Annotated in this window: 15 protein-coding genes and 2 pseudogenes; 9 read left to right on the forward strand and 8 right to left on the reverse strand. The window is 34.5% G+C overall.

The annotated features are described in order from the left end of the window. Positions 1 to 85: 85 nt before the first annotated feature. The 7 genes from J4T76_RS03015 to glnA form a co-directional block, all read right to left on the reverse strand. Positions 86 to 841: an iron ABC transporter ATP-binding protein gene (locus tag J4T76_RS03015; protein ID WP_267339656.1), complete on the reverse strand. Its 756-nt coding sequence runs from the start codon at positions 839 to 841 to the stop codon at positions 86 to 88. Further along, the gene (locus J4T76_RS03020; RefSeq protein WP_267339658.1) at positions 838 to 1,809 is read right to left on the reverse strand and encodes an iron chelate uptake ABC transporter family permease subunit; all 972 of its coding nucleotides are present in this window, start codon (positions 1,807 to 1,809) and stop codon (positions 838 to 840) included. Before J4T76_RS03020 ends, J4T76_RS03015 begins: the two co-directional genes overlap by 4 nt. Further along, the gene (locus J4T76_RS03025) at positions 1,799 to 2,758 is read right to left on the reverse strand and encodes an ABC transporter permease (RefSeq protein ID WP_267339660.1); all 960 of its coding nucleotides are present in this window, start codon (positions 2,756 to 2,758) and stop codon (positions 1,799 to 1,801) included. The genes J4T76_RS03020 and J4T76_RS03025 overlap by 11 nt, the downstream gene beginning before the upstream one ends. Positions 2,759 to 2,765: 7 nt before the next feature. Then, positions 2,766 to 3,722 carry a siderophore ABC transporter substrate-binding protein gene (locus tag J4T76_RS03030; protein ID WP_267339661.1) on the reverse strand — a complete coding sequence of 319 codons (957 nt, stop codon included), beginning with the start codon at positions 3,720 to 3,722 and terminating at the stop codon, positions 2,766 to 2,768. A gap of 167 nt (positions 3,723 to 3,889) precedes the next feature. Then, positions 3,890 to 5,329, reverse strand: a complete 1,440-nt coding sequence (gene glnG / locus J4T76_RS03035; RefSeq protein WP_267339662.1) for a nitrogen regulation protein NR(I) — start codon at positions 5,327 to 5,329, stop codon at positions 3,890 to 3,892. 14 nt (positions 5,330 to 5,343) lie between these two features. Next, positions 5,344 to 6,390 (reverse strand): nitrogen regulation protein NR(II), encoded by a 1,047-nt coding sequence (gene glnL / locus J4T76_RS03040; protein WP_267339663.1) that lies wholly within the window; start codon positions 6,388 to 6,390, stop codon positions 5,344 to 5,346. A gap of 67 nt (positions 6,391 to 6,457) precedes the next feature. Beyond that, complete coding sequence (gene glnA, locus J4T76_RS03045; protein WP_267339664.1) at positions 6,458 to 7,867, reverse strand: glutamate--ammonia ligase; 1,410 nt, start codon at positions 7,865 to 7,867, stop codon at positions 6,458 to 6,460. Between the two features lie 555 nt (positions 7,868 to 8,422). Here glnA and J4T76_RS03050 point away from each other — a divergent pair. From J4T76_RS03050 to gpsA, 3 genes are read left to right on the forward strand one after another with little or no spacing between them, the layout of a single operon-like run. After that, on the forward strand, positions 8,423 to 8,863 hold the full coding sequence (locus tag J4T76_RS03050; RefSeq protein WP_267339666.1) for a rhodanese-like domain-containing protein: 441 nt from the start codon (positions 8,423 to 8,425) through the stop codon (positions 8,861 to 8,863). Positions 8,864 to 8,888: 25 nt separating this feature from the next. Further along, positions 8,889 to 9,362 (forward strand): protein-export chaperone SecB, encoded by a 474-nt coding sequence (gene secB / locus J4T76_RS03055; RefSeq protein WP_267339668.1) that lies wholly within the window; start codon positions 8,889 to 8,891, stop codon positions 9,360 to 9,362. 39 nt (positions 9,363 to 9,401) lie between these two features. After that, positions 9,402 to 10,415, forward strand: coding sequence for an NAD(P)H-dependent glycerol-3-phosphate dehydrogenase (gene gpsA, locus J4T76_RS03060; RefSeq protein ID WP_267354518.1), 1,014 nt, complete (start codon positions 9,402 to 9,404; stop codon positions 10,413 to 10,415). A gap of 56 nt (positions 10,416 to 10,471) precedes the next feature. Here the strand turns inward: gpsA and J4T76_RS03065 are convergent, their stop codons facing one another. Continuing rightward, complete coding sequence (locus tag J4T76_RS03065) at positions 10,472 to 11,446, reverse strand: hypothetical protein (protein WP_267339671.1); 975 nt, start codon at positions 11,444 to 11,446, stop codon at positions 10,472 to 10,474. Between the two features lie 198 nt (positions 11,447 to 11,644). Here J4T76_RS03065 and aas point away from each other — a divergent pair, with 198 nt between their 5' ends. The 6 genes and pseudogenes from aas to J4T76_RS11825 form a co-directional block, all read left to right on the forward strand. Next, a complete protein-coding gene (aas, locus tag J4T76_RS03070) occupies positions 11,645 to 13,786 on the forward strand; it encodes a bifunctional acyl-ACP--phospholipid O-acyltransferase/long-chain-fatty-acid--ACP ligase (protein ID WP_267356009.1) in 2,142 nt (713 codons plus the stop codon). Positions 13,787 to 13,800: 14 nt separating this feature from the next. Continuing rightward, on the forward strand, positions 13,801 to 14,988 hold the full coding sequence (gene lplT, locus J4T76_RS03075; RefSeq protein ID WP_267356008.1) for a lysophospholipid transporter LplT: 1,188 nt from the start codon (positions 13,801 to 13,803) through the stop codon (positions 14,986 to 14,988). Further along, complete coding sequence (gene murQ, locus J4T76_RS03080) at positions 14,975 to 15,886, forward strand: N-acetylmuramic acid 6-phosphate etherase (protein ID WP_267339675.1); 912 nt, start codon at positions 14,975 to 14,977, stop codon at positions 15,884 to 15,886. The genes lplT and murQ overlap by 14 nt, the downstream gene beginning before the upstream one ends. Positions 15,887 to 16,086: 200 nt before the next feature. Continuing rightward, positions 16,087 to 17,838 carry a carboxylesterase family protein gene (locus J4T76_RS03085; protein ID WP_267365799.1) on the forward strand — a complete coding sequence of 584 codons (1,752 nt, stop codon included), beginning with the start codon at positions 16,087 to 16,089 and terminating at the stop codon, positions 17,836 to 17,838. A gap of 499 nt (positions 17,839 to 18,337) precedes the next feature. Continuing rightward, positions 18,338 to 18,718: pseudogene (locus J4T76_RS11820) on the forward strand (PTS sugar transporter subunit IIA); the annotation flags it as partial. A gap of 51 nt (positions 18,719 to 18,769) precedes the next feature. Further along, a pseudogene (locus J4T76_RS11825) lies at positions 18,770 to 19,312 on the forward strand (PTS system mannose/fructose/N-acetylgalactosamine-transporter subunit IIB); the annotation flags it as partial. Positions 19,313 to 19,334: the final 22 nt, after the last annotated feature.

Here is a 19,334-nt window from a genome sequence, read left to right on the forward strand (position 1 = left end):
ACATGAATCAGAGAGAATAGTAAACAATCGTTTCTTTATTTACTTATACATATGTAATGTCTTTATTATTAGAATTAATTATCTATCAATAATAGATTGCGATATTTTGATTATGTATTTTTTCTATTTTAACGGGAGTATCAAAAATATCCTCTAAAATAGTTGAATCCATTACCTGATTTGGATTTCCCTGATAAATTAATTCTCCATTTTTCATTGCAAGAATATAGTTAGAATAGACCGAAGCAAAATTAATATCGTGAATGACAATAACAATAGTTTTCCCCAACTCATCTGCTGCACGACGTAACTGTTTCATCATTGCAACCGCATGCTTCATATCAAGATTATTTAGAGGTTCATCAAGTAATACATATTCTGTGTCTTGACAAAGAACCATTGCAACATAAGCACGTTGTCGTTGTCCTCCTGAAAGTTCATCTAAAAATCGATCTTTATATTCTGTTAAATTTAAAAATTCAAGAGCGCGATTAATATGTGCTAAATCATCTTTAGTTAATCGCCCTTTGCTATAAGGATATCGACCAAAACCTACTAACTCAGAAACAGTAAGTCTACTAGTAAAACGATTTTCTTGTCTTAATACTGAAAGATAGGTTGCAAGTTTATCACTTGGCGTATTAACCACATCCATGTTTTGAATCTTTACTAGGCCCTCATCAGCTAGTAATAATCGACTAATAATTGATAATAATGTCGATTTACCTGCACCATTTGGACCAATAATCGCTGTAATACCACCTTGTGATATTGTTGCACTCACATTTTTTAATACCGGTAAAGTTTGATATTTTTTACTAATATTATCAATTTCTATCACATTGGAACCTTTTTCAATAATAAGAAGATAAACAATGAACCACCAATAAATTCAATTACAATAGATAATGCACCTACCATATTTAAAACATGTTCTAAAAACATCTGTCCACCAACAAGAAAAATCACACCTAATAAAAAAGCTGTTGGTAATAAAAAGCGATGTTGACCGGAACCACTGATGCTATACGCTAAATTGGCAATAAGCAGACCAAGAAAAGTAAAAGGACCAACAAGTGCTGTTGATATTGAAACTAAAACCGAAACGAGTAATAAAATAATGGTGACACTTCTTTGATAATCGACACCTAGATTAATCGCATTATCACGTCCTAGAGCCAGTACATCAAACTTGAATCGCATTCGCCATAAAAAAAGACCAATTATACTGGAAATAACTAACGAAAAGACAATTAATACGGGTTCAGCTCGAGTAAATGTTGCAAAAATTCGGCTTTGCAATACTGCAAATTCACTCGGAGCCATTAAACGTTGTAGTAAATTGGAAAAGCTACGAAACAGTGTCCCTAAAATAATCCCAATTAATAAAACTAAATGCAGATTTTGTTTAAGTTTGGTAAATAAACCTCGATACAAAAATAGAGAAAATAAAATTAACAGTAATGATTCAAAGACAAATTTACCAACAATGCCAATATAAGGAATACCTTGCGCATCAATAAAAAAGATTATCATCGTTTGAATTAACACAAACAAAGATTCAAATCCCATTATAGAAGGGGTCAAAATTCGATTATTCGTAACAGTTTGGAAAAGCAGAGTCGAAGTTGCAGCAGAAAAAGCCACTAAAATCATTGTTAAGACAATCCAAGCCCGATGGCGTAGAATGTAACTAATATTACCTTTTAAATTAAATGCCATAAATAAAACAACACAAAAAACGGCAATAATTAGTAAAAATACTATGGTTTTTCGAGTTGAAATGAGGCGTTTTTGATTAACTAGCATGACGTTTAGTACTCAACAACACTAAAAAAATAATTGCCCCCACCACACCAAGAATTACACTAACAGGTATTTCAAACGGATAGCGGATAACTCGTCCAATAATATCACAAAGTAACACTAACCCACTTCCGAACAAACATATCCAAGGGATGGTTTTACGAACGTTATCACCAAACATTAAACTGACTATGTTAGGAACAATCAAACCTAAAAATGGCAATACACCAACAACGACAACAACAATCCCACCAATAAGAGCTACCACAATAAGTCCGGTTAACATCACTTGATTATAATTAAGCCCAACATTAACAGAAAAGTCACGTCCCAGTCCCGCAACCGTAAAACGATCTGCACTCCAGCAAGCAAACAAGGTGATGCCCCCTACTAACCATAATAATTCATAACGACCTTGTAAAATACCTGAAAAATCACCGGATTCCCAACCTACAAGAGATTGCAATAAATCAAAATACATAGCAAAAAAAGTACAAATGGCACTAATTACTGCACCAAGCATCATTCCAATAAGTGGTACCATAAGGGCTGTTTTAAAAATAATTTTGCGAGAAATAAACATAAATAACACGGTACCAGCCATAGCAAACAAACTCGCTACCAACATTTTCATCATAACACTTGCGCCTGGAGCGAGTACCATCATCACTAATAAACCCAAACTAGCTGATTGAGTAGTTCCGACTAGAGATGGTTCGACAAATCGATTTTGGGTAAGGAGTTGCATTATTAAACCGGCAATGCTCATGGCACTACCCGCTAAAAGTAAAGCCACCGTTCTGGAAACGCGACTAACAAAAAAAATTTGTTGCATATTACTGTCAGACCAAAGATCGACTAACTTTACATGCCCTGCACCAATAAATAAGCTCAATGCAGTCATTGTTAATAAAAAAACAATGCCTGCAATAAAATAAACTCTTTTAGTCATGGTTTATTCAGTTAGCTGATGTTTTGTTTAAAACATCACTTATTTGGTCCATTAAACGACTATAAGTTTGAATACCACCTGAAATATACATTGATGTTGAATCTAAATAAACAATGTGATTTTGTTGCCATGCATCCGTTTTAGAAATTAATTCATTATTTAAAACTTGCTGTGCTGATTGAGCTTCTTTATTACCAATTGCATTGTCTCTATCTAGAACAAATAACCATTGAGGATTAACGCTTAGTACAAACTCAGAAGTAATCGCATTACCATGGAGCCCTGCTTCCTGAAATATGGTTGCAGGTTTAAAACCAAGTACATCAAAAATGAAGCCAAAACGTGATTTTGGTCCATAAGCAGACATTTTGCCACCATTAATCATAATAACTAAGGCTGTTCCTGCTGTGCTTGCTTTTGGACTTAACTGTTCAATTTTTTGATTAAAATCAGCAAGTAATTTTTTAGCTTCTTGTTGTTTACCAAAAATATGACCTAACTGTTCTGTACGTTGCGTTAAGCTAGCTAAGAAATTATTTGGATCGAGATCAAGCGAGATTGTCGGTGCAATGTCACTTAATTTTTTATACGCATCATTTGCACGTCCACCAGCAATAATCACATCGGGTTGGAGTGTACTTAGTACTTCGTAATTTGGTTCAAATAAAGTACCGACATTAGTATAAGCTTTGTCTGCATATTTTGATAAAAACTCTGGAAAATGTACATCTGATTGAGGAACCGCTGTAACAGGAATATTTAATGCATCGATAATATCTAATGTTGCAGTATTAAATACCACTACTTTTTTCGGATTTTCAGGAACGTCTGTTTTACCTTGGGCGTGTTCAATAACGATTGATGTTTTATTATCGGTAGGTGTATCTTTTTTATTGTCACAACCAACCAACGCAAATAAAGCGGCCAGTAATACTAAAAATTTAATTTTGATAGATGAATACATTGTAACTCCTAATTATTAGCTTAGTTCAAAAGCGCATAAATGATAAATATAATAATTATCATTTACGCCAAATTGTAACTAAAAATAAATAAGTGTTCAATGAACTTTAAACAAACAGCAAAATAATACTAAAGAATTTGATAAAAACAGCATTAGAGCATGATAAATTATTTATCATCAGATAACTCTTTAAGCTTTCTAGTCAATGTATTACGCCCCCAACCTAATAGATGGGCGGCATCTTGTTTATGCCCACGAGTAAAATTCAAGGCACAATTTAATAAAATACGCTCAACATCAGCAACGACCTTGGTTAAAATGCCAACTTTCCCTGCAAGTAATGCTTCTTTAGCCCACTGTTCGAGCTGATATTGCCATTCAATATTTATTTGTTCTTGATTACTCTGTTTAATGCTAACATCCCGACTTAAAATGTTTTTAGGCACATTTAATTGCAATAACTCTGGTGGTAAATCTTGCACAAGTATTTCTTTACTAGAAGACATAACTGTGACCCAACGGCAAGCATTCTCAAGCTGACGAACATTACCTGACCAATTAAACTTACATAAAACATCTAAGGCTTCAAGACTCAATACTTTACTTTCTACCCCCAACTCTTTTGCCGTAGTGTGTAAAAAATGTGCTGCCAGTTTTGGAATATCTTGAGCTCGCTCACGTAGTGGAGGTAATAAAATACGAATAACATTTAAACGATGAAACAGATCATCTCTAAATTTTCCTTCTCTCACTCTCGCTTCTAAATCTTGGTGAGTTGCCGCAATAATACGTACATCGACTTTGACTGGCGAATAACCACCAATACGATAAAACTGTCCATCAGCCAACACTCTTAATAATCTTGTTTGTACATCAAGTGGCATATCCCCAATTTCATCTAAAAATAATGTACCGCCATTAGCTTGTTCAAATCGTCCATGACGAATTTGAGCTGCTCCTGTAAAGGCACCTTTTTCATGCCCAAACAGTTCAGATTCAATAAGGTCTCTAGGAATTGCAGCCATATTAAGCGCGATAAATGGTGATTGCGAGCGAGGACTATGAGTATGCAGTGCTTTAGCAACAAGTTCTTTACCCGTTCCAGACTCTCCATTAATTAAAACACTTATTGAAGATTTAGATAAACGCCCAATAATACGAAACACTTCTTGCATTGCAGGTGCTTCACCAATAATACCTGTTGACGCTTTAGAGGTTGTATTATTACTATTTTTACTACTTTGAGTTTGAATTATTGCTCGCTCTACGAGTTGAATTACTTCATCAACATCAAATGGCTTAGGAATATAATCATAAGCTCCTCTTTGATATGCATTCACTGCAGCATCAAGATCTGAATGGGCTGTCATAATAATAACAGGTAAATCAGGATATTGTTCTTTAACATAATGAAGTAATGTAAAACCATCCAGCCCAGGCATTTTTATATCTGAGATTAACACTGCGGGCTTTTGTGGATTATTAACTAGAGCATCTATTGCTTCTTGACCACTTGAAAAACTAATACAGTTAAAATGAGCATTGGTTAACGCCTTTTCTAATACCCAACGAATAGAGCTATCATCATCAACAATCCAAACATTCATTTTAATTTACCTCACTACTTAATTGGCAGATAAACAGAAAACTCTGTATGCCCAGGCCAACTATTAAATTCAATTTTACCGTGATGTTGATCGACAATATTATGTGCAATTGAAAGCCCAATACCCGTACCGCCTTCATAACCACTTACCATTGGATAAAACAGTGTATCTTGTATCTGAACAGGAACACCTGGTCCATTGTCTTCAATATCTATGCGCGCACATAGACGATAACGCTGGCCATGTAAAGTAACTTGAAACGCTGTTCTTGTTCTAATTGTTATAGTTCCACTTTTAGAACCAATAGCTTGTAAAGCGTTACGAACAATATTTAAAATCACCTGCTCAATCTGCTCTGAATCATGAATGAATTCAGGCAAACTGGGATCATAATCACGTAAAATAACAACATTGAAAGGTTTTTCTAAACAAAGCAGTGCATATATTCGCTCAATTGCTTTGTGAATATTCTGTTCCTTTTGCTGCAATCGCTGTTGGGGACCAAGTAACCTATCTACAAGATTTCTTAATCTATCTGCTTGTTCAATAATTATTTGTGTATAATCTTGCAATTCATTTTTAGGTAGTTCACGTGATAATAATTGAGCGGCACCTCTAAGACCACCAAGTGGATTTTTTATTTCATGAGCAAGCCCTCTAACTAATTCTCGTGCTGCACTTTGTTGGGCTTGTTGCAATTGTTCCTGGCTCAAGCGCTTATGATTATTTAATGGAGCCATTTCTATCAATACATGACCATTTGTTAATAATTGTGCCGTTAACGATAAGATATGCAATTCATTGTTAACAACTAAATTAACTTCATTATCCGTAAAACCTTGATTTTTTTCTAATGCATTAAGCATTAATTCAATATCTAAGGAAAAATAACTCAATAAATCTGGAAAATAACTTTCTAATAATTTTTTGGAACTTTGCGCTAGTAATTGTTGTGCGGCAGTATTAGCATAAAAAATATTGAGTTTCTTATCTAATAACAAAATACTTGTGATCATCGAATCGAGAACAAGATTAGCATCAGATTCATTATCAAATGTCATCGTTGGATTTCCGTCCTCTTAAAGAAGCCACCACTAAATAGTGGTGGTTAAGATATAAAGTTTTTACTTATAGACTATAATACAATTCAAATTCAACTGGATGTGGTGTCATACGAACACGATCCACATCTTGACGTTTTAAATCGATATAAGCATCTATAGTGTCATTAGTAAATACGTTACCACGAGTTAAAAATTCACGATCTAAATTTAATGCTTCTAGTGCCTCTTCCAATGAGCCAGCCACTTGCGGAATTAATTTAGATTCTTCTGGTGGTAAATCATATAAGTTTTTATCCATCGCATCACCTGGATGAATTTTATTGATAATGCCATCTAAACCAGCCATTAACTGTGCTGCAAACGCTAAATATGGATTCGCTGATGGATCGGGAAAACGAACTTCAATACGGCGAGCTTTAGGGCTTGTAACAACAGGAATACGAATAGATGCAGAACGGTTACGAGCTGAATAAGCAAGCATAACTGGTGCTTCATAACCTGGTACTAAACGTTTATAAGAGTTAGTGGCTGGGTTAGTAAATGCATTGATTGCTTTAGCATGTTTAATAATTCCACCAATATAAAATAATGCCATTTCAGATAGACCGGCATATTTATCACCCGCAAAAAGGTTTACTCCATCTTTAGCAAGTGATTGGTGGCAATGCATACCTGAACCGTTATCACCAAATATTGGTTTTGGCATAAACGTTGCAGTTTTACCATAGGCGTGAGCAACATTTTGAACAACATATTTATAAATTTGAACTTCATCAGCTTTTTTAGTTAATGTGTTAAAACGACAAGCAATCTCGTTTTGACCTGCTGTAGCAACTTCATGGTGATGAGCTTCAACGATTAAACCAAGTTGTTCCATAATCAAGCACATTTCAGAGCGAATATCTTGTGATGAATCAACCGGTGGAAGTGGAAAATACCCCCCTTTTACACCAGGACGATGCCCTTTGTTACCTTCTTCATATTTAGTGCCTGAATTCCAAGCCGCTTCGATATCATCAATATGAACAAAACTGCCTGACATCGGCGAACCAAAACGTACATCATCAAATAAAAAGAACTCAGGTTCTGGTCCAAAAATAACAGTGTCAGCAATACCTGATGATTTTAAGAAGTCTTCTGCACGTTTAGCTATCGAACGAGGATCACGATCATAACCTTGCAATGTAGCTGGTTCTAAAACATCACAACGTATATTTAATGTCACACTTTCAAAAAATGGGTCAATAACCGCGCTTGATGAATCTGGCATTAATACCATATCTGATTCGTTAATACCTTTCCAACCTGCAATTGATGAGCCATCAAACATTTTACCATCTTCAAAAAAATCAGTATCAATTTGGCTAACCGGAATAGTAACATGTTGCTCTTTACCCTTAGTATCAGTAAAACGTAAATCAACAAATTTCACATCATTTTCTTTAATTAGCGTTAAAACTCTTTGTATAGACATGTATCTTCTCCATTGAGGACAAATAATTGTTCAGTTTAAAAGGCATTCTTGCCGAATTGTTTATAATTATGCAAATATGATGCCATTCTTTAATCATATTGTTTTAGTGGATTTATCTTTGATGATAGTAACATAAATGCACAAATTGCACCAAATTAAAGCAATAAGCACCAAATCAACGCACCAAAATTACTCATCATTCAAAAAATTATCGTTTTAATGCCCTAAAATAGAGAAATTTTACCATATAAGTCATTATGCAAGATCCATTTCGTTTTTTAAATTGACATTTTTCTTAAGCGAATCATCTAATCACCAAACAAAAAACATGAATAATAAAGAATAATGCATAATTGGATTTTAAATAACAGCACATAACTAAAATAGGCTTATAAAAAACATAAAATTAAGATAACTTATTAAAGTTATCTAAAATCCAACCTTAAATTAATACGGTTCCATGTAAATTAAGTTTTCTCCTTTAGCTCTGTATTTCAATGCATAATACCGTTATAATCTTGCCTTATTATTAAAAAATTAGGTAATTATATAAGTATGGACTTTATAACACTCGAAATTCTACCTTTTGTAAAAAATCATCTTTTGCTTTCATTAGGTTGGATTGCACTATTTATCACAATTATTGTATTAACTATTAAAAGTAAACTATCAAAAGTTAGAGTTGTTGATAATGCTCAAGCAATCCATATGATTAACAAAGAAAATGCAGTTATTATTGATATTCGATCGGCTGATAGCTTTAAAAAAGGTCATATCACCGACGCTCATAATGTTTTGCCTATCGATATTAAAAATTCCAGTTCAAAATTAATTGAGAAATTTAAAGAAAACACCATAATTTTGATTGACGAAAATGGTTTATCATCAGCGAGTATTGGTGAAACACTTGTCAAACAAGGCTTTTTAAATGTGTCTGTATTGAAAGATGGCATTGCAGGCTGGAATGGCGAAAATTTACCACTAGTTAAAAAATAATATTATTCAAAAATAAGGTTTTATCATGACAGAACAAAATAATACACAACAACCTGAAACACAATTTGCAATTCAGCGTATTTATACTAAAGATGTTTCATTTGAAACTAATAATGTACCTGAAATTTTTACTAAACAATGGCAACCCGATATGAATTTAGAGTTAAATTCATCCTCGCAAATCTTAAATGAAGGGGTTTATGAAGTTGCATTACGTGTGACGGTCACGGTAAAACAGCAAGATGAGATTGTGTATATTTGTGAAGTGACCCAAGCCGGTATTTTTTCACTTATTGGATTTGATGAAAACCAAGTTCAACATTGTGTTGGTTCTTATTGCCCAAATATTTTGTTCCCTTACGTACGTGAAGTGATTTCTAACTTAGTAAATAAAGGATCATTCCCACAAGTAAATTTAGAACCAGTAAATTTTGAAGCACTATATATGAACTATATTCAGCAACAAGCTGAAGCTGAGTCAACCGAAACATTGCAATAGTTGTAGTGTTTAAATCAATAGAAAGTTTTTTGGATTATTATGAAAAAAAATGCTGCCGTGACAGTTATTGGAGCGGGTTCTTATGGAACGTCTTTAGCTATCTTGCTAGCTCGAAATGGCCACCCTACATTATTGTGGGGACATAACCCTGATAAAATGACTGTTTTGCAGCATGACAGGCAAAATAGGCAGTTTTTACCGGATATTCCTTTTCCTGACCAGCTTCAAATTGAAGCCGATCTAAAAACCGCAGTTGCGGCTTCACCTGTTTTATTAATTGTTGTACCAAGCCACGCTTTTGGTAGTATTTTGAAAAAAATTAAGCCGTTTTTAAGAAAAGACAACAAAATTGTTTGGGCAACAAAAGGGCTTGAAGTTGATACAGGCAGATTGTTACAAGATGTAGCTCGAGAAATTTTGGGTGATCACATTCCATTAGCGGTTATCTCTGGACCAACATTTGCCAAAGAAGTGGCTTCAGGTTCTCCAACAGCAGTAACCGTCGCATCAACTAATGAGCAATTTTTATCTGAATTGCAAAGTCTATTTCACTGTAGTAAAAGTTTTCGTGTTTATAGTAGCAAAGACTTTATAGGAGTACAGCTCGGTGGCGCAATAAAAAATGTTATTGCTATCGGCGCAGGTCTTTCAGACGGTTTAGGGTTTGGTGCTAATGCTAGAACGGCGTTAATCACCCGAGGACTCGCCGAAATGATGCGTTTAGGTGAAGTATTGGGAGCTGATCCTGCAACTTTTATGGGAATGGCAGGACTTGGCGATCTAGTTTTAACATGCACAGACAATCAATCCCGTAACCGTCGCTTTGGAATATTACTTGGTCAGAATAAATCTATTCAAGAGGCCCAAAATATCATTGCTCAAGTTGTCGAAGGTTGTAAAAACACAAAAGAGGTTTGGTCACTCGCTCAAAAGTACCATGTTGATATGCCTATTACTGAACAAATATATCAAATTTTATATGAGCATAAAGATCCCAAACAAGCTGCCATGGCATTACTTGGACGCTCTAAAAAAGAAGAGTTAAAAAGCTAATCTTTTACTTAAATGTATAGTTAACCTGAAACTTTTTTACAAATTTCAGGTTTTTTTTAGATGTTTAAGCCAATACCATTTTCTTTTGCTTTAAGGTAAATGTCATAACCAACATAGACATCAAGTACTGCTGTTCCAACCGATTTAAATAAAGTAATTTGCTGCTCATTTTGACGACAAAGTTGCGGATTTAAAATTAAATCACCTAATTCTAAAAAATCATCTTTTGATACTATTTTTTGGTGAAGCGGATCAATAATATCCCCCGCTTCAGCAAACACACCTCCTTTCGTATCAAGTACTCGAATTTCGGCTTTTTCTACAATATTACTTGGGATCTCATGCATGTCTGGCATGTATGCCCCTACACCATTGATATGAGTGCCTGGCTTAACTAAATCTCCATTAAAAGTTACCTCTTTTGACGTGGTGACAGAGGTAATGATATCCGCTTGATGAATATCTTCATCAATATTGTAAGAAAAATAAAGATTAACAGAAAAATGTTCAAATCTTTTCTTCATTGCTTCGGTAAATTGTTGCCCTTTATTAGCATCAAGTCCAAAGATTGCCACATCTGTTAATGGACGAACGGTTAACATTGCTTCCAATTGTGAAGCAGCTTGTCCACCTGTACCTATCAACACTGCCCGCTTAGAATCTTTACGGGCTAAAAGATCGGTTGCAGCACCTTGCACAGCGCCCGTTCTAAGTTGGGTCACAAAAGTACCATCTAACATGGCACAGACTTCACCAGTTTGTGGATCGATCATCATGACTTGAGCCGGTACAGAGGGTTTACCTAATTTGGGATTATCTGGAAATACCGAAACTATTTTAATACCGACAATATCTTGACCTTTTATATAGGCCGGCATAAACAAGCATTGTCCTTTTTGCATATCGAAATTGATACGTAATGGTACATCACTTTTTCCTTGAGTATAAATTTTTAAAGCTTGTTTATCAGCGGCTATTGCTTCTGACATAGTGTAGAATTTTTCAATATCTTTAGCTGTTAAAATGAGCATTTTGATCCCTTATTGTTCTTTACTATTTATTTACGTATTTTATGTATTTATCATCTATTTTTAGATTGAACATCACCATCTTAATACATAACAATATGTTTTATATTGTTTATTTAATAATATTTACATTTCTTGTATATTTTAATTATTTTCACTATTATTACATGGTGCAATTTTACACGATAATTGAGAATTCAGATGTTATTTAAAACATTAAAAATCTTATTAAAGATGCTATTCCATGTCAAAGTTCATGGTAATTTTAAAAATTTAGAACAAGACAGATTGCTTATCACACCCAATCACGTTTCTTTCCTTGATGGTATTCTAATCGGCGTTTTTTTACCAGTAAGACCAGTATTTGCTATCTACGCAGGTTATATCAATCATTGGTTAGTACGCTTAGCTAAACATTATGTAGACTTTGTGCCAATGGATCCCGTTAACCCAATGGCTATTAAACGCTTAGTTCGTGAAATTGAAAAAGGCCGACCTATTGTAATTTTTCCTGAAGGAAGAATTACAGTTACAGGCTCACTAATGAAAGTTTATGATGGTGCTGCTTTTGTTGCTGCCCGATCTCAAGCAACCATTGTACCTGTCTGGATTGAAGGTGCTGAATTTACCATCACCAGCCGCTTAAAAGGATTATTTAAACGCCACTTATTCCCCAAAATAGTGATTCATGTGCTTGAACCAACATCCATTCCTATGCCTAATGCACCTAAAGCTAGCGAAAGACGCTATATTGCCGGTGAAAGACTTCATCAAATAATGATGAATGCTCGAATGGGAAGTCGTCCAAAATTAACCCTTTTTGAAGCATTGCTTGAAGCTCAAGTGCGCTATGGCGTGAAATCACGAATGGTACAAGATCCTACAACTAATGAAGCATCTTATCGCAATCTCATCAAACAAATTATTGGCATTAGTTGCATCGTTTCTAAATTCACTAATAAAAAAGAACGTGTTGGAGTTCTATTACCCAATTCAACTATTACCGTTGCTACCATTTTTGGTTTATCGGTAAAAAACCGCATTCCAGCAATGCTCAATTATACTGCAGGAACAAAAGGTTTAACCTGCGCTATCACTGCAACTGAAATCAAAACTATTATCACTTCACGTAAATTCATCCAAAAAGGAAAACTCGACTATTTACTTGAAGAAATCAAAAATGTTAAATGGTATTTTTTAGAAGATTTACGTAACAGTTTAACATTTACCGATAAGCTTTATGTTACCGTTCACCAATTTATTCCGCGTTTGGTTAAACAAGATCAATCCTGTGATGACGAAGCTTTAATACTATTTACATCAGGCTCTGAAGGTAATCCCAAAGGTGTTGTGCATAGTCATGGTAGTTTACTTGCCAATGTTGAGCAAATTCGAACCGTGATTGACCCAACGCCTGCCGACCGATTTATGTCTGCATTACCTTTATTCCATGCTTTTGGTATCACCGCTGGACTATTTTTACCAATATTTTCTGGTAGCCGTACTTTCTTATATCCCAATCCTTTACATTATCGTATGGTGCCTGAAATAATTTATGACCAAGATTGTACTGTTCTATTTGGTACACCCACTTTCTTGGCTAACTATGCCCGTTATGCGCACCCGTATGATTTTATGCGACTACGTTATGTGATCGCTGGTGCGGAAAAACTATCTGACGCAGTTCGTGAACAATGGAAAGATAAATATGGCATTCGTATTCTAGAAGGTTATGGTGTTACTGAATGCGGACCGGTTGTATCACTGAATGTTCCAATGGCATTTAAAACTGGTACTGTAGGCCGTTTATTACCGGGTATGACAGCTAAATTAATCTCAATTCCAGGTATTTCTGATGGCGGAGAATTGCTCGTTAAGGGGCCTAATGTTATGAAAGGGTACTTACGAGTAGAAAACCCAGGTAAACTGGAAAAACCAATTGTGACCAATGAACAAGGACAATCGGAAAAAGATTGGTATGATACCGGTGACATTGTTTATATTGATAATCAAGGTTTTATGACAATCAAAGGACGAGTGAAACGATTTGCTAAAATTGCAGGTGAAATGATCTCATTAGAAAGTGTTGAAGCTCTTGCTAAAAAAGTCGATCCTCAAGCGATGCACGGTGCAACAGTAAAAAGTGATGCTGCTAAAGGAGAAGCGATTGTATTATTTACCACATCATCTGAGTTAAATCGAGAACAACTCAATCTAAAAGCTCAAGAACTGGGTATTCCTGCATTAGCTATACCGCGTGATATTCGTATTATTAAAGAGTTACCGCTTCTTGGTACAGGTAAAGTTGATTTTATGACCTTACGAAAAATGGCTGACCAATAATTTAAGGATATCTTATGAACCAACGCCCATTATTAAATAAAGGCATGGTTGCAACCATGCTAGCGCAATTTTTTTCAGCCTTTTCCGATAATGCGATCTTTTTTGCCATATTGGCGTTCATTAAAAATTTACATTATCCCGAATGGAGTCAGTCAGCATTACAGATAGGTTTTGTTGTGCCTTTCATTTTACTTTCCCCTTTTGTTGGTCAATTTGCTGATAGTATGCCCAAAGGAAAAGTGATGATGATTTCAAACGGTATAAAATTATTGGGTGCCGGTTGCGTCTGTTTAAACTTAAGTCCATTTGTAGGCTATTTCTTAGTTGGTATGGGTGCAGCCGCATACTCTCCTGCAAAATATGGAATTTTAGGAGAACTTACCAGCGGCGATAATTTAGTAAAAGCCAACGGGTTAATTGAAGCATCAACAATTGCTGCTATTTTGCTTGGGTCATTAGCTGGTGGACATATTGCCGATCTCAATGTAAGCGTGGCATTGTTTGCTTGTGTATTGATGTATGGACTTGCTGTTATCGCTAACTTTTTTATTCCTAAATTACCCGCTGCAAGAGAAAAAATTCAATGGCATTTTTTAAGTATGGTCAAAGATTTTGCTAACACGATTAACATAATATTTACTAATAAGCAAGTACTGTTTACATTATTAGGCACAAGTCTATTTTGGGGCGCGGGTATTACTTTACGCTTTTTATTGATTAGTTGGGTTCCTGTCGTTTTAGATATTTATGATAATGCAACACCGACTAATCTTAATGCTGTTGTTGCCATTGGCATTGTAATTGGTGCAGGACTGGCCAGTACATTTATTTCTATAAATAACATATTGCGATGTATTCCAGCAGGAATTATGATGGGGATTATGGTTATTACTTTTACTTTGCAAGGCAATATCATTTCATCTTATATTTTATTAGTTATCATTGGGGCTTTAGGTGGCTTCTTTTTAGTACCCCTAAATGCTTTTATCCAAAAAATAGGTAAAGAACTTGTTGGCGCAGGAAGTGTGATTTCGGTACAAAACTTAAGTGAGTATACTGCCATGATGGTAATGTTAGGGCTTTACACTTTGGCTGTTGCTCTGGATTTACCCATTATAGCAATTGGTGTTGGTTTTGGTGGTTTATTTGCCATAATAATTTTATTATTATGGTTAGGATTAAAAAAACATGCAAAAAATTAATCTTTCAGAGATGATAACCGAAAGTCGCAATCCTAATAGCGAACACATAGATAACTGTTCAACAGTAGAGATACTCAAAATTATCAATAATGAAGATAAACAAGTCGCGATAGCTGTTGAAAAAGAACTTTATAATATAGCCCAAGCTGTTGACGTTATCAGCCAAACTTTTTTAAAACAAGGTCGATTAATTTATCTTGGTGCTGGCACTTCAGGGCGATTGGGTATTTTAGATGCCAGTGAGTGTCCTCCTACTTATGGTTCGCCACCACAGCAGGTCATAGGCTTAATTGCTGGCGGCTCATCAGCTATTTTTAAAGCAGTTGAAAACGCGGAAGATGATCCTACTCAAGCTATCAGCGATTTAGCCAATATTAATTTTAGCGTTAACGATGTTTTAGTAGGTATTGCTGCAAGTGGGCGTACGCCTTATGTAATAGGAGGTATGCAATATGCAAAATCAATGGGGGCAACCGTTATTAGTTTATGTTGTAATCCTCAAGCACCAATAATTAAACTGGCGGATATCTCTATTACCCCAATTGTTGGAGCCGAAGTGATCACCGGTTCATCAAGAATGAAAGCCGGTACTGCACAAAAGTTAGTACTCAATATGCTCACTACCGCAAGCATGATCAAAATCGGCAAAGTTTACGGTAATTTAATGGTTGATGTTGAAGCAACTAATGCCAAACTCATGGAACGACAAATATCGATCGTTATGCAATCCACCGATTGTACTCGTGAAATAGCAATGGCTGCATTAAATAAATGCGATAAACATTGTAAAACAGCAATATTAATGATTCTTGCTAATATTGATGAGTTACAAGCAAAAAAAATATTGTTACAAAATAATGATTCTATTCGCAAAGCAATAAACAATCACACCGCATAAATGACTACAAAACACAAATTGGTTCACCCAATTTGTGACTCAAGTCTAATTTTTCATTCTTAATGTTTGAAATAAATATTCATAAAAATAATAATTTTGCTCTAATTTCAAAGGTTACTATGTTCATTAATTAATGGATTTTTTTGAAAAAAACTAATTAAACTTTGATTGTAAGTTTAATCTTATAAAAAGGAAAATCTATGAAAAAATCATTATTACAACTTAATATAGCCACAATTTTGCTTGGTATATTAGCGCTATCCCTCCCAACTTTTGCGAGTAATGAAAAAAATTTACCTATTGTTGATAATCATCAATCCAATATCAACCAAATTGCTGATGCCTCTTTAGTTCAAACTCAATATGGTATGATAAAAGGTCAATTCGATAAAATAAATAACGTTATTGTTTGGACTGGTATACCTTATGCAAAATCACCAGTAGGTCAACTTAGATGGAAAAAACCTGTTGATCCTGAATCTTGGAAAGGAGTATTAGATGCAACCCAAGCAAGCAAAATTGCATTCCAACTGAAAGATAATAAAGTTATCGGATCAGATGATAGTTTAAATCTCAATATATACCGACCAAATAATAAATCGAATAATTTACCAGTACTGGTTTATATTCACGGGGGAAATAATCAAAATGGCAAAGCGGAGGAAATGACAGGGAATACTCTGGTAAATGACATTGAAGGAATTTTTGTCTCAATTAATTACCGTTTAGGACCGTTGGGATTTAATCCGCTTCCAGCCTTACAAACTGGCGATAAACTCGAAGATTCTGGAAATTATGCACTACTTGACATTGCAAAATCCTTAGATTGGATAAAAGAAAATATAACCCATTTTGGTGGAGACGCTAATAATATAACTGTATCTGGATTTTCTGCTGGCGGGCGAGATGTAATGGCAATGTTAATCTCACCTATTTTTAAAGGTAAATTTCAAAAGGCTATATCTTTTAGTGGTGGCATGACTATCGCAGATAAACAAGATAGCGTAAAAGTATTTGCTAAAGCTATCGCTCCCCTTGTTGTTGAAGATAAAATTAAACCAACCCAAGATGAAGCTTATCATTGGTTATTAACCAATAATTCTAATGTAAGAACTTATCTTTATAGTGTATCTTCACAACGACTGGTATCACTTATGGGAAATGCTGGAATAAGAATGAGTGTATTTCCACATTTATACAATGATGGATATGTCATTCCTAAAGATGGTTTCAACACTCATGAATATAATTCTGTACCACTGATTATGCTCACAGGTACCGGCGAATTTTCATTGTTTGCCCAAACATCACCCTATTTTAGTGATACTTTCAATAATGATTTGCCAACAGGAAAAAAGCTTAAAGAATTTAATTTTGCCAATAAATATGGGGGACATTTATATGACCTATTTAATGTAGCAGATTCTGCGCAAAAAATGGCACCCTTTTATAAGGCCAAAATTTATGGACTAGAAATAGAATTTGGTCAAGACAGCAATAGTGTTGGTTCACACATGGCATTATTTGGAGCTTTTCATGGAGTGTTCCTACCACTATTGGATGCTGATTCTCAAAATTATGATCGGTTAATTGGTAATGCATATAAAACTCAAGGCGCCAAACAATTAAGCATGACATTAAAAAAATACCTTAATAATTTTATTCATTCAGGTGATCCTAATGGAACTGATTTAGTTTATTGGAATAACTGGACTACTGAACATAATAAAGCTAATAATGCTTATTTATATATGAATGCAGATAAAGTAAAAGCCATTGCTTATATGGGAGGCAAAAAATTGACTTACAGCGATGTACTTAATGAAATGGATGATGATCAATCAATTAATCAAAAAACGAAAAAAGTCATCATATCTGAAGTTTTAAACGGTCGATGGTTTAGTAGTGAGCTTGATCAACGGTATAACAATAAATCATTATGGATTAAATAAGTTAAGTAATGCTATGCACAATATGTTCTGTATTATCATTTGATGATCATATATTGTGCTTAATAATGATCATCAAAAGTTTACAAATGGATAAAATAAAGTTGAGTGACCAACCAATCTGAATGTCCTATGAAAAGCTTTAAGAAATTATCCTAACGTCTAGAAATGCATAATTCTAGGGAATAAAAAATAAAATTTTTTATTTTTGACTATTCTATTTTTTTATTTTAACAATATGTTTTTTAGAAATATTATCCATTATCCCTGTCACAGATTTTAACAAATGCTATCATTTAATAATAAAATTTATAATATAATAACTATATTCGTTGATGAGATAAATAGGTAATCAGATTGACACTAAAAACTTTTTGCTTTGTTTGCGTAATAAAAAGTAACATTTTTTAGTGTAGAAAATAACTGAGTTAGTCATAATTTTTAAAAATATTTTATAACACATTTATATTATTCAATAATATAAAAATCCGGAGGAAATTATATGGTAGGAATTATCCTAGCTACTCATGGGGAGTTTGCTGAAGGTATTCTACAATCAGGATCGATGATCTTTGGAGAGCAGGAAAATGTGAAAGCCATTACCTTGCATCCTAGTGATAGTCCAGAAAGTTTAAAAGAACGAATGCAGGAAGCAATCGCAACATTTGACAATCAAGATGAAGTATTATTCCTGGTAGATTTATGGGGAGGTACACCTTTTAATCAGGCTAATAATTTATGTGGTGAACACAGTAATTGGGCGATCGTCGCAGGTTTAAATCTTCCAATGCTTATCGAAGCTTATTCTTCACGTTTTTCAATAGAGAGCGCCAAAGAAATTGCTGCAGCAATTATTGATCCTGCAAGAGAAGGTGTCAAAGCAACTGTTGAGGCACCAAATCAAAGCAAATCAGCAACGCAAGTATCTAACACAATACCTGAAGGAACGGTACTTGGTGATGGTAAAATGAAAATTGTCTTAGCGAGAGTTGATTCACGATTATTACATGGACAAGTTGCCACTGCTTGGACTAAATCAACCAATCCTAATCGTATAATTGTGGTTTCAGATTCCGTAGCGAAAGATGAACTAAGAAAAAAACTTATTCAAGAAGCTGCACCTCCTGGCGTTAAAGCCAATGTTGTGCCAATTAAAAAAATTATTGAAGTATCGCACGATCCTCGATTTGGCAATACTAAAGCCTTACTCTTATTTGAAAATCCTCAAGATGTTTTACGTGCGATAGAAGGTGGCGTCGATATTAATGTTGTTAATATTGGTTCAATGGCACATTCTGTAGGTAAAGTCATGGTTAATAAAGTACTTTCTATGAATGCTGATGATGTTGATGCTTTTGAAAAATTGAAAGCTAAAAACGTTAAATTTGATGTTCGCAAAGTACCAAATGATTCCAATAGTAATATGGATGATTTATTGAAAAAAGCAAAAGAAGAGTTGGCTGAACAAAAAGATTAGTTTTATTTACGAGGTTATACAT

Source organism: Gilliamella sp. B3022, assembly GCF_028751545.1.
Classification (GTDB): domain Bacteria; phylum Pseudomonadota; class Gammaproteobacteria; order Enterobacterales; family Orbaceae; genus Gilliamella.

Excerpts from the sequence above, each read along its gene's own strand:
- secB (WP_267339668.1), top strand. The coding sequence starts at position 8,889 with ATGACAGAACAAAATAATACACAACAACCTGAAACACAATTTGCAATT.
- J4T76_RS03065 (WP_267339671.1), bottom strand. The coding sequence starts at position 11,446 with ATGCTCATTTTAACAGCTAAAGATATTGAAAAATTCTACACTATGTCA.
- glnL (WP_267339663.1), bottom strand. The coding sequence starts at position 6,390 with ATGACATTTGATAATGAATCTGATGCTAATCTTGTTCTCGATTCGATG.
- glnG (WP_267339662.1), bottom strand. The coding sequence starts at position 5,329 with ATGAATGTTTGGATTGTTGATGATGATAGCTCTATTCGTTGGGTATTA.
- J4T76_RS03025 (WP_267339660.1), bottom strand. The coding sequence starts at position 2,758 with ATGACTAAAAGAGTTTATTTTATTGCAGGCATTGTTTTTTTATTAACA.
- J4T76_RS03020 (WP_267339658.1), bottom strand. The coding sequence starts at position 1,809 with ATGCTAGTTAATCAAAAACGCCTCATTTCAACTCGAAAAACCATAGTA.
- gpsA (WP_267354518.1), top strand. The coding sequence starts at position 9,402 with ATGAAAAAAAATGCTGCCGTGACAGTTATTGGAGCGGGTTCTTATGGA.
- J4T76_RS03085 (WP_267365799.1), top strand. The coding sequence starts at position 16,087 with ATGAAAAAATCATTATTACAACTTAATATAGCCACAATTTTGCTTGGT.
- murQ (WP_267339675.1), top strand. The coding sequence starts at position 14,975 with ATGCAAAAAATTAATCTTTCAGAGATGATAACCGAAAGTCGCAATCCT.
- glnA (WP_267339664.1), bottom strand. The coding sequence starts at position 7,867 with ATGTCTATACAAAGAGTTTTAACGCTAATTAAAGAAAATGATGTGAAA.
- J4T76_RS03030 (WP_267339661.1), bottom strand. The coding sequence starts at position 3,722 with ATGTATTCATCTATCAAAATTAAATTTTTAGTATTACTGGCCGCTTTA.
- lplT (WP_267356008.1), top strand. The coding sequence starts at position 13,801 with ATGAACCAACGCCCATTATTAAATAAAGGCATGGTTGCAACCATGCTA.
- aas (WP_267356009.1), top strand. The coding sequence starts at position 11,645 with ATGTTATTTAAAACATTAAAAATCTTATTAAAGATGCTATTCCATGTC.
- J4T76_RS03050 (WP_267339666.1), top strand. The coding sequence starts at position 8,423 with ATGGACTTTATAACACTCGAAATTCTACCTTTTGTAAAAAATCATCTT.